The organism is Streptococcus sp. SGI.013, from assembly GCF_050315295.1.
In the GTDB taxonomy this organism is placed as follows: domain Bacteria; phylum Bacillota; class Bacilli; order Lactobacillales; family Streptococcaceae; genus Streptococcus; species Streptococcus porcorum.
This window is the reverse complement of sequence record NZ_JBNPOS010000002.1, coordinates 66,479-80,337: the sequence shown is the minus strand read 5'-3', so window position 1 is coordinate 80,337 and position 13,859 is coordinate 66,479. Positions and strand designations below refer to the sequence as shown.

The 13,859-nt window shown below is 38.3% G+C and carries 13 protein-coding genes and 1 other RNA gene; 2 read left to right on the top strand and 12 right to left on the bottom strand.

The features are described 5' to 3' along the window. Positions 1-37: 37 nt before the first annotated feature. The 5 genes from ACQRDX_RS00935 to ACQRDX_RS00915 form a co-directional block, all read right to left on the bottom strand. The gene (locus ACQRDX_RS00935; protein WP_427893680.1) at positions 38-1,570 is read right to left on the bottom strand and encodes a cell division site-positioning protein MapZ family protein; all 1,533 of its coding nucleotides are present in this window, start codon (positions 1,568-1,570) and stop codon (positions 38-40) included. After that, positions 1,560-2,738, bottom strand: a complete 1,179-nt coding sequence (locus tag ACQRDX_RS00930) for a THUMP domain-containing class I SAM-dependent RNA methyltransferase (RefSeq protein ID WP_427893682.1) — start codon at positions 2,736-2,738, stop codon at positions 1,560-1,562. The genes ACQRDX_RS00935 and ACQRDX_RS00930 overlap by 11 nt, the downstream gene beginning before the upstream one ends. 67 nt (positions 2,739-2,805) lie before the next feature. After that, positions 2,806-3,169, bottom strand: an RNA gene (gene rnpB / locus ACQRDX_RS00925) — RNase P RNA component class B. Between the two features lie 12 nt (positions 3,170-3,181). Continuing rightward, entirely contained in the window at positions 3,182-3,577 is a 396-nt protein-coding gene (gene gpsB, locus ACQRDX_RS00920) for a cell division regulator GpsB (protein ID WP_354369430.1), read from the bottom strand. A gap of 108 nt (positions 3,578-3,685) precedes the next feature. Beyond that, positions 3,686-4,204, bottom strand: a complete 519-nt coding sequence (locus ACQRDX_RS00915; protein ID WP_354369432.1) for a DUF1273 domain-containing protein — start codon at positions 4,202-4,204, stop codon at positions 3,686-3,688. 87 nt (positions 4,205-4,291) lie between these two features. Between ACQRDX_RS00915 and recU the strand changes: the two genes are divergently transcribed. Both recU and pbp1a read left to right on the top strand, forming a co-directional pair. Further along, on the top strand, positions 4,292-4,885 hold the full coding sequence (gene recU / locus ACQRDX_RS00910) for a Holliday junction resolvase RecU (RefSeq protein WP_427893684.1): 594 nt from the start codon (positions 4,292-4,294) through the stop codon (positions 4,883-4,885). Beyond that, entirely contained in the window at positions 4,878-7,091 is a 2,214-nt protein-coding gene (pbp1a, locus tag ACQRDX_RS00905) for a penicillin-binding protein PBP1A (protein ID WP_427893686.1), read from the top strand. Before recU ends, pbp1a begins: the two co-directional genes overlap by 8 nt. 93 nt (positions 7,092-7,184) lie before the next feature. On the opposite strand, the gene pepC is transcribed toward pbp1a, so the two are convergent. The 7 genes from pepC to ACQRDX_RS00870 form a co-directional block, all read right to left on the bottom strand. Beyond that, a complete protein-coding gene (pepC, locus tag ACQRDX_RS00900) occupies positions 7,185-8,516 on the bottom strand; it encodes an aminopeptidase C (protein WP_427893688.1) in 1,332 nt (443 codons plus the stop codon). Between the two features lie 68 nt (positions 8,517-8,584). Next, complete coding sequence (gene nadE, locus ACQRDX_RS00895; RefSeq protein ID WP_354369440.1) at positions 8,585-9,415, bottom strand: ammonia-dependent NAD(+) synthetase; 831 nt, start codon at positions 9,413-9,415, stop codon at positions 8,585-8,587. Then, positions 9,412-10,872 (bottom strand): nicotinate phosphoribosyltransferase, encoded by a 1,461-nt coding sequence (locus tag ACQRDX_RS00890; protein ID WP_354369442.1) that lies wholly within the window; start codon positions 10,870-10,872, stop codon positions 9,412-9,414. The genes nadE and ACQRDX_RS00890 overlap by 4 nt, the downstream gene beginning before the upstream one ends. Before the next feature lie 129 nt (positions 10,873-11,001). Beyond that, on the bottom strand, positions 11,002-11,916 hold the full coding sequence (gene trxB, locus ACQRDX_RS00885; protein WP_354369443.1) for a thioredoxin-disulfide reductase: 915 nt from the start codon (positions 11,914-11,916) through the stop codon (positions 11,002-11,004). A 64-nt stretch (positions 11,917-11,980) separates the two neighbouring features. After that, positions 11,981-12,205, bottom strand: a complete 225-nt coding sequence (locus ACQRDX_RS00880; RefSeq protein WP_354369445.1) for a DUF4059 family protein — start codon at positions 12,203-12,205, stop codon at positions 11,981-11,983. A gap of 96 nt (positions 12,206-12,301) precedes the next feature. Beyond that, the gene (locus tag ACQRDX_RS00875; protein ID WP_427893692.1) at positions 12,302-13,045 is read right to left on the bottom strand and encodes an amino acid ABC transporter ATP-binding protein; all 744 of its coding nucleotides are present in this window, start codon (positions 13,043-13,045) and stop codon (positions 12,302-12,304) included. Next, on the bottom strand, positions 13,045-13,839 hold the full coding sequence (locus tag ACQRDX_RS00870; protein WP_354369449.1) for an amino acid ABC transporter permease: 795 nt from the start codon (positions 13,837-13,839) through the stop codon (positions 13,045-13,047). The genes ACQRDX_RS00875 and ACQRDX_RS00870 overlap by 1 nt, the downstream gene beginning before the upstream one ends. Between the last annotated feature and the right edge of the window lie 20 nt (positions 13,840-13,859).

Genomic DNA, 13,859 nt, shown 5'->3' with positions numbered 1-13,859 from the left:
AATACAGGCCACTTTATTAAGTGGACCTGTATTTTTTTTAAAAATCTAGAGCATCTGAATTTCCTGAAGCATTACCAACAAAATAACCTGTCTTACAGTTAATAGAAAATAGGTAAGTGCCATCTGGTTTGTACATATTGTAGTAACCAACACCGTTAATAATGTTAACCGGCTCAAGAATGAATTCATTGCCTGTGATGTAACCTCTAGCTTGTGAGGTTGCTATAATTTTTTCCATTACTCCTGGGGTGAAAATCCAAGCTGCATTTGTTTTGTCTGCTACAGCCGTTTCGTTATAAGGAACACGGCTCATCTGACGTTGTAAAATTGCTGGATCATAATTTTGAATACCATAGCTAGTCGAAGCTATTGTTGTAGCTGATGCTGCTGGTACAGTTTGAGTTACCTCACTGGTTTGAGAACTTGTTTCTGATGACGGAGTTGTTGCTGCCTCTTCCGTTACCGCCACTACATCAGAACCTGTCGCTGGTACGCTAACCTCCGAAGTATTTGTTACAGCAGCTACTCCTCCTGACTGTTGAGTTCTCCCACTTGTGATAACTTGCTGTAACAAGCTATCCAAAATAGCATTCCCTGTATTTTTCATATCGGTTGTAATGCTGTCAAAATTAGCATCAGATTTAACTGCTACATCTGCAACAGCCTCACCATCAACAATGGCTGCAGATTCAAACTGAGCATTCACAGCTTGTGTGGTTGCAATAGCTTTACTTAATTTGTCATACTTTGATTTAGCATCATCATAAGCCGTTGTTCCTTCAAGCTTTTTCAAAGCTTCCTCTAAGGATGAAAGATTAGCAAATTCGCTATTTTTTAGTTTTGTTTGCTCTTCATCTACAAAGAAGTTCTTATAAAGATTTTCAAAATTCGTCACATCTTCTTGGCTAGCTGTTTTCTCAGTTGAAGATGAACTGGTTTTACTTTTAGCTGTTGAACTCTTTGAAGTTGAGGAAGAGCTAGTAGTTGTGGCTTGATTACTAAAATAATTTAAGCCATAAGCAATCCCAAAAATTCCTACTACAAGAGCCCCTAATAGAGCAAAAATCAATTTTTTATTTTTATAAACTGGATCTTGTTCTTCCTCCTCTAAAGCAAATAAGTCTTCCTCGGTTCCCACTTGAACCTCATCTTCTGGCAATATATTTCGTTGCTCTTGACTTAAAATCTCATCTTTTTTAGACGCCTCAAGAACTGGGGAAGGAATGATTTTAGTTTCTTGTTCATCATCTTCTGTCTCTGATAAAACAGCCTCATTAATTAAACCAGCAGTAGCTAGTTCTTCTTTTTGCTTTTTAATAAACTTATCCAGTGCAGACGTATCTAAATCCTTAAACGAAATATCTTCTCCAGATTCTGTTGTAAACTTACGATCAGCAATTTCCTCACGATGACGTTTAATATATTTATCTAAAACGCTATCTTCTTCAGAAATACCTACTTGTAATTCTGAGCCCTTCCGTTTAGCTTCTTCAACCGTCATATTTTGAGCCTCTTTTAACTCCAAGACTCCTTCTTCTTGCTGTTGATTTTGATTCTCTTTATTTGACACCGCTATTCCCTTTCTCTTTTATCTGACGTCTTACTCGTTCACCAAAATATTGATATAAATCAACTTTTAAAGTCCCATTATAAAGTTTTCGTTTTTTATCAGCAAGACTACCATATTTTGTCTCAAAGTGTTCATCGCTTGTTAGGATAAACTTACTCCACGTTTTCAGCGGAGCAAAGGTCTGCCCCATTTCATTATACAGGATGTCCACTGCTTTGTCATCCAACAATCGCTCCCCATATGGAGGGTTTGAAATAATAACCCCATTGATTTTGTCGGTTTTTAGGTCTTGAAGACGCATTTGTTTCAATTTGATGACATCTGCAAGTCCAGCTTCCTCAGCATTTTTCTTAGCGATATCGATCATCCGTCCATCAATATCAAATCCTGAAATATCTAATTCGACATCATAATCAGCCTTACTTTCAGCTTCATCACGCACAGTTTGAACTAAGTTAGAATCAACCCAGTTCCACTGTTCAAAGGCAAAGTCACGATTAAAGCCTGGTGCAATATTCATCCCAATCATCGCCGCCTCAATACAAAAGGTTCCTGATCCACAGGTTGGATCAATGAGAGGCTTGTCTGGATACCAGTTGGAGAGTTGGATAATCGCGGCAGCCATATTTTCCTTAATCGGTGCCCCACCTTTCTCTGTACGGTAACCACGTTTAAATAAGCTAGAGCCTGTTGTATCAAGTAATAATGTTGCTCTGTCTTTTAATAGTGAGACTTCTATTTTAAACTCTGCACCATTTTCCATCAAAGGAACCCCTTCTGGACGATGAAAATGTTTTTGCAACTTTTTAACAACAGCTTTTTTAGTTATAGCCTGCACGCTAGGCTCATTGTGTAACTTAGATTTGACACACTTTGCCTTAGAAATCGGAAAACGACATCCCAATGGAAGATAATTTTCCCAGTCTAGAGCAAAAACTCCTTGGAATAATTCCTCGAACGTTCTAGCTTGAAACTCGCCGACCACAATTTTGATGCGATCGGCTGATCGAAGCCAAAGATTCGTCTCGATGATCTCTTTAACGCCTCCTTCAAAAATAACCTTTCCATTTTCTACTTGGCATTCCAAACCTAAATCACGAATCTCACGGCCAACAACTGCCTCTAGCCCTGCCGCAGCTGTCGCTACCAATTTAAATTTTTCCTTCATTTTATCCTCTTTATATTAAATAAAGGAGCCAAAGATTTCTCCCAGCTCCAACCCTATTTATGCAATTTTCTATAAGCCATGTTTTGTTCCAGTGGTACTAGGTCCTACCACCTTCGATAATCATCTGTCTACTGCTTAAACAGTCAGGATTTCTGTTCGTTTCCATCCATCCCATGCCCCGACCAAAGTTTGGGTTGCTAGCTTGAGGGGTTTACCGCGTTCCATTTTTTACGTTTCCATAAAAACTTCGTCACTGTGGCACTTTCAGACCTACTCTGGCATATCTAAAGACTTAGCCATTTTAGCCGCCGTAACGTCAAAGACGTCCCTAGGCTTATGCATTCGCCTAGCACAAACACTACTGGCATCACAGCCAGTGCTAGCATGGACTTTCCTCATGGTAGAGAGCTACCACGCGATTATCCAAAAATTGCACGACACTTCTATTCGATAATTTGCTTACCAAATACTTCTTTTTCTAAACGGCTAATTCGTTTTAAAATATCAAAATTTGTCACTGCAGTAGTTGCAGTTGCTGGACGACTTGCTTCTGATTTAGGCGTTGAAATAGCAGTACTTGACGCCATTGAACCTTGAGCTGAGTGAGCAAAATTAACTTTAGCTGATGCAGATTGTGTTGTTGCAACTGTACGTGTCTTTAGCTCCTCTTTGAGTTTTTTATTCTCCTCACGAAGGGTCTTAACTAGCTCCTCATAAGCCTCATAATCTCTGATGACATCATCAAGAAATTCGTCTACCTCTTCTTTACTATAGCCTCTCATATTAGTTTTAAAATCTTGTTCAAAAATATCTTTTGGTGAAAATTTAATATTAGACATCTTCTATTCTCCATACTGTTCATTCTTAAAATAGATATTAAAAATACCCATTGTTATTTATATTACAAAATTTGATGAAAAATTGCAAGAATAAAGTCTCTTTCAGGACTATTCTTCATAAAATATTTCATTTAACTCATCAAAATCTAATATTTTAATGGGATAATTTTCTTTCTCTACCATCTTATCATATAGATATTTCAGATTTGTTTCATGTTCATGACTATAAAAGAGATAGGCCCCATCACTGTTTTCAACTAAAAATTCATTGTAACATCGAAATTGTGTAGGATTTTGATAAGCTTCATAGCTATATTTCACAAAATCTACTTGCTTAAAAGCAGCTAATTTCTCTCGGTTGCTATCATTCCAATTTTCTCCCTGATTAGCAAAACAAAAAACGGTTCCTATAGAAAAATCATACTCTCTCTTAAGATCTTGAGCAACTTCTAACACCCAATATTCAAAACCTAAATTCCCTGTAAAAATCAGCCATTTCAAACCTGCATCTAAGTAGCGTTCTAATTGTCTTTTGATTGCCTTTTTGATGATCACAATACGTGGATCATTGTCTTTAAAAATGCCTAGGTCAGTATTTTTATAGCCTGATACAAGAATTACAGTCATAAATGTTTGTCCTTTTAAAAAATATGGTATAATGGATAGGGTTTAATTTTGAAGTAAACCACAATATCATAAGTCAGAGGGAGGAAAATGGTAAAATACCCTCATACGATTTCAAGACGCTCTGTTGGTACCTCGTCCCAGAAAAAAAGCACTAACTTTGCTAATCGAGGGATGAACTTTGAAACAGCTATTAATGCCACTAATGATTATTACCTTCATCATGGTCTTGCTGTAATTCATAAGAAACCAACACCTGTTCAAATTGTCAAAGTAGATTACCCTAGACGAAGTCGTGCTAAGATTGTTGAAGCTTATTTTAGGCAGGCCTCAACCACTGACTACTCTGGTGTATATAAGGGACATTACTTAGATTTTGAAGCAAAAGAAACTCGGCAAAAAACCTCTATGCCACTAAAAAACTTTCATGTCCATCAGATTCAACATATGGAAGCTGTTCTTAAACAAGGTGGTATTTCCTTTGTATTGCTTCATTTTTCAAGTCTTAAGCAAACTTATCTTTTACCCGCTAAAGCTTTGATAGACTTCTATCAAGCTGAGGAAGGGAATAAATCTATGCCTCTTGATTATATCAAAAAACAGGCATATCTTGTAAAGGAAGCTGCTTTTCCACAAGTTCCTTATCTAGACATTATTGAAAAAAATTTTTTAGGCGGTGATTAACATCAAAAAAGAAAGCATACTCAAATTTTTAAAATACGCTCTCAGTATTACTCTTAGTCTGACTATTTTTATAATTGTAGCAGGTGGTCTTCTCTTCCTCTTCTACATCAGCTCAGCACCTAAACTATCTGAAAAGCAATTAAAAGCTACCAATCTCAGTATGGTTTATGATAGTGAAAACAACTTAATCGGTGAACTTGGTTCTGAAAACCGTGAAAGTGTTACAGCAGATAATATTCCTCTCGACTTGGTTAACGCCATTACTTCCATTGAGGACCATCGTTATTTTAAACATCGTGGAATAGATATCTTCCGTATCGCCAGCTCTGCGCTACACAATTTAACAAGTAGCACAACTCAAGGGGGATCGACACTTGATCAACAATTGATTAAACTGACTTATTTTTCAACCTCAGAAGAAGATCAAACCTTAAAACGTAAAGCACAAGAAGCTTGGCTTGCTCTTCAACTCGAGCGAAAATACACCAAACAGGAAATCCTAACATACTACATCAATAAAGTCTATATGGCAAACGGAACCTATGGGATGCTAACGGCTGCTAAAGAGTATTATCACAAAGATCTCAAAGATCTCTCCATCGCACAATTAGCACTTCTTGCTGGAATGCCCCAAGCTCCTAACCAATACGATCCTTATACCAATCCTGATGCTGCAAAAGCTAGACGTGATACCGTTCTTCAAAGAATGTATGAATTTGAACACATTACCGAGGAAGAATACAAAACGGCTATCAATACTCCCGTCACAGATGGCTTACAAGAACTCGTTCAAGAATCTAGCTACCCAGCTTATATGGATAACTATCTTAAACAAGTTATTGAAGAGGTTCAAGAACAGACAGGTGCTGATATCTTTAAATCTGGTATGAAAGTCTATACCAATGTTAACAGTGAAGCGCAGCAGCAACTTTATAACATCTTTAACACTTATGACTATGTTGCTTATCCAAATGATAGCCTTCAAGCAGCCTCTACAGTTATCGATGTTACTAATGGTAAAGTAATCGCACAACTTGGAGCACGTAATCAAGATGAAGCTGTCTCATTTGGAACCAACCAAGCCGTTCTAACCGATCGCGATTGGGGATCTGCCATGAAAACTATCTCCGCGTACGCACCAGCTATTGATTACGGAGCTTACAGCTCAACTGGCCAACTGCTAAATGACTCTTATTATACTTGGCCTGGAACAGACATTCAACTATTCGACTGGGATCGTCAATATAACGGTTGGATGAGTATGCAAACAGCTATTCAACAGTCACGTAACGTCCCCGCTGCGCGTGCACTTGAGGCTGCAGGACTAGATAATGCCTTAGCTTTCTTGAACAAACTTGGTATTAATTATCCTGAAATGGTTTATGCCAATGCTATCTCAAGTAATACCAGCAGCACAGACTCTCAATACGGAGCAAGTAGCGAAAAGATGGCTGCTGCTTATGCCGCCTTCTCAAACGGTGGGATTTACTATAAACCTCAGTACGTTAATAAAATTGAATTTAATGACGGTAGCGTCAAAACATATGATCCTGTTGGAAACCGAGCGATGAAGGAAACAACAGCCTATATGATGACAGATATGATGAAAACTGTTCTCAGCTATCGTACAGGTACTAACGCTGCTATCTCTGGAGTCTTCCAAGCTGGTAAAACAGGGACATCAAACTACACAGATGATGAACTAGTTCAAATTGCATACGATACAGGAATTTCAACAGACTCTGTTGGTACAATGGCTCCAGACGAGTCATTTGTCGGATATACTCCGCAGTACTCTATGGCAGTTTGGACGGGTTATAAAAATCGCCTTACTCCGCTATATGGTGATCAGCTCGATCTTGCAGCCGACATCTACCGTTCTATGATGACCTACCTCAACCCTTATGGTAATTCTGATTGGACAATGCCAGATGGTCTATACCGTAGTGGCGGCTATCTTTTCTTAGATGGTGCAAGCACAAGAAATACAGCCGTAGCCGACACAAGTAATGCAACTGCTGCTAGTCGTAATGCAACTTACACTAGCCAATCTGTTGAAAATGATGATGAGGAAGATACAACAACAGTGACCAGTAGCACCCTAACAACTGATAGCTCTTCAGCAGTAAGTTCAACAGAAGAACAAACTACAGCTAGTAGTCAAACCAATACTACACCATCTAGCTCTGCTAGCGGAACACAATAAAATAATTTCTATAATATACAAATAAGCACTTCCAATTGGAAATGCTTATTTTTTATATCAGGTAAAACTGATAAATCAAACGATTTTTAGACATTAAGCCAAAGCTCCCATAGGGTCCCAAGGGGCTAAAGAAATCGGTGCTGCTTCATAAGCTGCTAACTCTTCAGCTGTCAGAAGATCTTTTCTTACCACAATTTGATAAGTGTATTGGTCCATCCAAGCATCACTGGCAACAAAATAACCTTTGTCACCGACCTTTTCTCCCCATGAATTTTCTACCTTCCACTTAAGCGCTTGTCCATTTTCATCTAAATCAACACCCGCAAGAACCATGGCATGTGTCATCAAACTCTCACTGTAATCAAGACGACCAGCCTTATCTTGTTTTAGTTCAATATCCATACTGGAGGTGAAATCATATATTCCAGTAGCCATCACTCCTGTTTGACGATTGCTAGATTGTCCCACATCTGAGCCAAACCAAACCGTTTCACCCAATTTCATTTGAGCAATAGCGAGTTCTTTAAGACGTTTCATTTCAACATTAAGGTAACGAACACTTGGGGCACCTACGACATTTCCCAATAATTCAACCGTGTAAGATTGATTGTAAGGTTTATCCTGTGTCGGAGCATTAATAATAGACACATAATCAGATAACTTCAGCCCGACATACTTTTTATAAAATTCTTGAGGGCTGATATCTGTTTCAGAATGGTACTGATTATCTTTATCCCGATAAGCAAAGTTAAAGTGACGAGGAGGCAATCCTAGAGTCATTGCTAAAAAGTTAAAAACTTCTTGTAATAACTCTTCTTTTTTAGCTTGTAGGATCTCAATAGCAGCTCCGCTTGCAACCAAGTCACGTAAAATCTGCGCATCTTGTCGTAACAGCTTGTTAAGATATTGGTTAAGCTCACGGCTATTGCTAGAAGCAACTGATTCTGGATAAACGGATTTGGGAACCACACCATATTTTTCAAAAAGAGCAACAACCATATCCCACTGGCCTCCATCCTGTTGCGGAACATCTAGTAAAAATTTTACTTTACGACTAGATAGCTCTTGGTCTGCTGTGGCTATAATCTGCTCTAAAAACCAATTTGATTTTTCATACTTATCCCAGAAAAAAGTGTGTGCTTGAGAAAGCTCAAAATTTTCCAGCTGATAATCACTAATCAGTTGGTGCCGAAAAGTGTTTAAAGCAGCAAACATCCAACAACGCCCAGAAGCCTTTTGATTGGTAACAGAATCTTTTGTAACATCCAGTGAAAAGACATAATCATTTTCAATACTAGACTGACGATTTTCTAACGACTTCAAAAGACCATTATGTGTTACAGCATTTTCTATTGCCTGATATTTCGCATTGGCCTCATAATTGTCAAATAAACGATCTGTAAATGATGATGTTAATTCAAACATAAATTCCTCCTTTGTCTTATCTTTATTATACTCTTTAAAAGAAAAAGAGACTAGCATTTGCTAATCCCTTAATATGATTTCCAAAAATCATCAAAGATAGTAATAGGCAAGTGACGCTTATGTTCACCCTTATGCCACCAAGCTTCAATTTTTTCTTGGGCATCTTGTGATACTGTTTTACCTTCTAGATAATCATCAATATCATGATAAGTCACTCCGAGAGCGACCTCATCTGCAATCCCTGGTTTATTTTCTTCAAGATCAGCAGTCGGCACCTTTTCATAAAGGGCAGGATCAGCTCCAAGCTCTACTAATAATTGTTTCCCTTGGCGTTTATTTAAACGATAAAGGGGAAGAATATCGGCACCACCATCACCAAACTTTGTAAAAAATCCCGTCAGATTTTCCGCAGCATGATCTGTTCCAATCACAGCTCCCTTATGTTCACCAGCAATAGCATACTGGCTAATCATACGCATACGAGCTTTTATATTACCTTTATTAAAATCAGAAACTAGAACTCCCGCCTGTGCTAAATCAGCCACAGCGCCATCCACACCTGCCTTAACATTAACTGTTAAACTCACATCAGGTTTAATAAAGGAAAGGGCGCGCTGGGCATCTGCCTCATCAGCTTGAATGCCATATGGCAAGCGAACAGCAATAAACTGATAAGTGTCATCTCCTGTTTCTTGACGTAGCTCTTCCATAGCTAGCTGGGCCAAACGTCCTGCTAAACTGGAATCTTGTCCACCTGAAATTCCTAAAACATAGGTTTTTAAAAACGGGTGCTTTAGCATATAGGCTTTTAAAAAATCAATTGACTTTCTAACTTCCTCTTTAGCGTCAATCTCTGGCTTAACCCCTAATTCTTTGATAATTTCTTCTTGTAAGCTCACTCTAGATCTCCTTTTTGATAGGCTTCTTTTCTGATGCGATCAATCAAATTCATTTTATTTTCCCAAACATCACGCGCTAAATCAACAGGATAATGTTGCGGGTTCAAGACACGCTTATACTCATCCCAAAGTTTATCAAATTCCTGACGTGCATATTGTTTAATCTCGCTTAGACTCGGTAAAGTATAAACACAGGTTCCCTTATCAAAAATATCAACTAATAACGGTACAGCATCAAAGTCTGTAACAGTTTTGTTAATATAGGTATAAACAGGATGAAACATTTCAATCTCATCAAGCTGTGTCACATCTGCACCATCAAATGTCACATAGTCTCCCTCAGACTTTCCTTTGGCACGGCTAGTAATCCGCCAGACTTGTTTTTTCCCTGGGGTTGAAACCTTTTCAGCATTACTTGATAACTTGATGGTATCTTGCATCTCACCATTGTCATCCTCAATAGAAACAATTTTATAAACGGCACCTAAAGCGGGTTGGTCATAAGCTGTAATCAGTTTGGTTCCGACACCCCAGACATCAATCTTAGCCTTTTGCATCTTTAAGTTTAAAATGGTATTTTCATCCAAATCATTAGAAGCATAAATTTTAGCATCAGTGTAACCTGCTTCATCTAGTTGTTCACGAACTTTTTTAGAGATGTAAGCCATATCTCCTGAGTCAATACGAACCCCTCTAAAGTTAATCTTTTTACCAAACTCTTTAGCAACTTTGATGGCAGCAGGTACTCCTAAACGAAGAGTGTCATAAGTATCCACTAAAAAGACACAATTTTGATGGGTTTCTGCATAAGCTTTAAAAGCGTCATAGTCGTTTCCATAAGCTTGAACAAAAGAGTGAGCGTGTGTTCCAGAAACAGGAATATCAAATAGTTTGCCTGCACGGACATTACTGGTAGCATCTGCTCCACCAATAACTGCTGCTCGTGTCCCCCAAATCGCCGCATCCATTTCTTGCGCACGCCGTGTACCAAACTCAAGTAAAGGCTCATCACCAATAACAGATTTAATCCTTGCAGCTTTTGTCGCAATCAGAGTTTGAAAGTTCAAAATGTTTAAAATAGCCGTTTCAACTAACTGACACTGCCCTAATGGTCCTTCAATTTGCATAATGGGCTCATTAGCAAAGACAAGATCCCCTTCTTTAGCAGACCTTACTGATAACTCTAGTTGAAAATGACGCAAGTAATCAAGGAAATCTTCACGATAACCTAAATCATGAAGATAAGCAATATCTTGCTCTGTAAATCTTAAGTTTTCTAAATAGCGTACCACACGTTCCAGCCCAGCAAATACGGCATAACCATTTTTAAATGGTTGATTTCGGAAATAAACCTCAAAAACCGCCTTTTTATTGTGCATTCCTTTTTCAAAATAGACTTGCATCATATTGATTTGGTATAAATCAGTATGCAAGGTTAAACTGTCATCTAAATACATGACTCACTCCTTTAATCTAATGCTACTATTATAGCATAAATTTAAGTTTCAAGCTGAAAGTTCCCTCTAATCCTTTTTTCCTAAACAAAAAACAGGAGCTTGTAGCCTTCTCCTGCTTTATGTTAAGATTTAATCTAATCCTGCAATAAATTGATAAACCTGCTGTCCAGCCATAGCTCCATCACCCACAGCTGTTGTGATCTGGCGAAGATCTTTTTGACGAACATCACCAATCGCATAAATTCCTTTACGGTTCGTTCTCATATGATCATCTGTGATGATCCAACCGTCCTCATCTGTAATGTCTAAATCAGCTACCATGTTAGAAACTGGATCTAAACCAACATAGATAAAGACACCACCAAATTCATGATTTGTCACCTCACCAGTTTTCACATTCTTAATGTCAACGCTGGTAACTTTCAGATCATTTCCTTTAATCTCTTCAACTACTGAATCCCAGATAAAATCAATCTTCTCATGCGCAAAAGCGCGATCTTGCAATAATTTTTGAGCTCGCAAGGCATCGCGACGGTGGACAATGGTAACTTTATTGGCAAAGCGGGTCAAAAAAAGTGCCTCTTCAACCGCAGAATCACCACCTCCTACCACCAACAAATCTTGGTTTCTAAAAAAAGCACCATCACACACAGCACAATAAGAAACTCCTCGACTACTATAGGTATCCTCACCCTTAACTTCCAGTAAGCGATGTTTCGCACCTGTCGCAATAATCACGGTTTTCGTTTCATAAGTAGCATCTGAGGTGATGACTTTCTTGATGTCCCCTTCGTCTTTTATGGCTTCCACAATACCATAAAGATTTTCGACACCCAGCTTTTCAAGTGGTTCATACATTTTCATAGAAAGCTCTGGCCCAGAAATCATTTCAAAACCAGGATAGTTTTCAATATCTGATGTATTGTTCATCTGTCCACCTGGGGCTCCTTGCTCTAAAGTAGCCACTTTTAGGTTAGATCTGGCAGCATATAAGGCAGCTGTCATACCCGCAGGACCTGCACCAATCACAATTGTATCGTACATCTCTTTCTCCTCTTTGACTATAGATGTTCTACATTTTAAACATTCTTTTTATTTTTTGCAAGCCTTATGCTTTTAACATCAATATAATCCCTGTAAAAGCAAATGATAAGATAGGAATTGTCATAATAGCAATTAAAAGAATATCATATAAAAAAGCTTGTCTTTCTTTGACCGTTTTGTCCATTTTTCGCAACATCCGATAAGCTGTCCAAACGGCTAAAATCACGACCACAAAAATAGCGGCTGATAGCAAACCTTGTAAATAAAGGCTTAAAATCTCTGTTAACATGCCTTCTCCCATACTTTTCAGTTAAAAATCACCTTACTTTTAAGTGCTTTAAACACAAATGATAAGGCCAAGACAATTGTCTCAGCCCCCATTATATCAAATATAGGTTTTTTTGTAACTAGCAAAAAATTCTTTGGTTCGATCCTCTTTAGGATGATCAAAAATCTCATCTGGACTTCCTTGCTCCAAAATATGACCTTTTTCCAAAAATAAGACCTTATCTGCTACCTGACGAACAAAATTCATATCATGACTAACCAAGACCATGGTTTGACCGCTTTTTGCTGCATCTGCAATAGATTTTTCTACCTCGCCCACCAATTCTGGATCAAGTGCTGATGTGGGCTCATCTAAGAGCAAAACATCAGGTTTCATCGCAAGAGCACGTGCTAGGGCGACCCTTTGTTTTTGTCCACCAGATAGGTGACGCGGATAATGGTTTTCTCTATCTGACAAGCCTACCTTGGCTAACTCTTCTTTGGCGATACGAGTCGCCTCCTCATCAGATAGTTTTTTGACCACTTTCAATCCTTCTTTAACATTATCTAGTGCCGTACGACGTTCAAATAAGTTAAATTGTTGGAAAACCATCGCTAATTTACGACGTAAGACTAAAATATCTTCTTTGCTAATTTGGGAAAAATCTACTGAAAAATCACCAATTTTGATCGATCCAGAATCCGGCTTTTCTAAGTAGTTCATGGACCTTAAAAAAGTGGATTTCCCTGCACCTGAAGCACCAACTAGAGCAACTACTTCCCCTTTTTTAATCTCAAGATTAAGATTATCCAAAACTTTTTGCCCAGAAAATTCTTTGGTTAAATTTGAAATGGTAATCATTAACGTACCTCCCCTACTGGATGATTAGCAAGACGGTCTGGAGACTTAATTTCCATTTTCTTTTCAATTAAGCGACCAACTTGCTCAATCACAATACTGACAACCCAATATACAATAGCAACAGAGATAAACCGTTCAAAATAGCGGTAATCAGAACCACCTAAAATTTGTGCTTGGGCAAACATCTCGACAATCCCTGCGTTAAAAGCCAAAGATGTCCCTTTGGTCAAGCCGATCAAAGTATTAATTAGGGTAGGGGTTGCGACAACAGCTGCATTAGGAATAATGACACGTCGATAAACTTGTTGTGAGGTCATCCCTAAGCTCCTTGCAGCTTCAATTTCTCCAGGATTGACAGATTGAATCGCCGCACGCAATGTTTCACTGGTATAGGCCGCTTCATTGAAAGCAAAGGCAGTGATTGCAAAAACTTCTGCTGGAATAGCATTAATGTTAACATCCAATCCATATTTCTGTCTCATCGCTTTCAGAAGAAGAGGAATACCATAGTAGGTTAACATCAACTGAACCAAAACAGGTGTCCCACGTAAAAAGCTCACAAATAAGGCTTGAATAGGATAAAGAAACTTAACCTTATTGATTTTAACAATCGCAAATAATAAAGCCAGCAAAAGACCAAATAGTGACCCAGCTAAAGTTAAGCCCAAAGTTGTTGGTAATTTTTCAATAATGGTCGGCAAAGCATCAAAAACTGCTCGCCAACTAAATAATTGTCCATCTGGTATTTTTTCAAGTAGCTTGTCATACCAGCCAGTTGCTAAAAAAAGCGTCATGTTTTCTCCCTATCTAGATA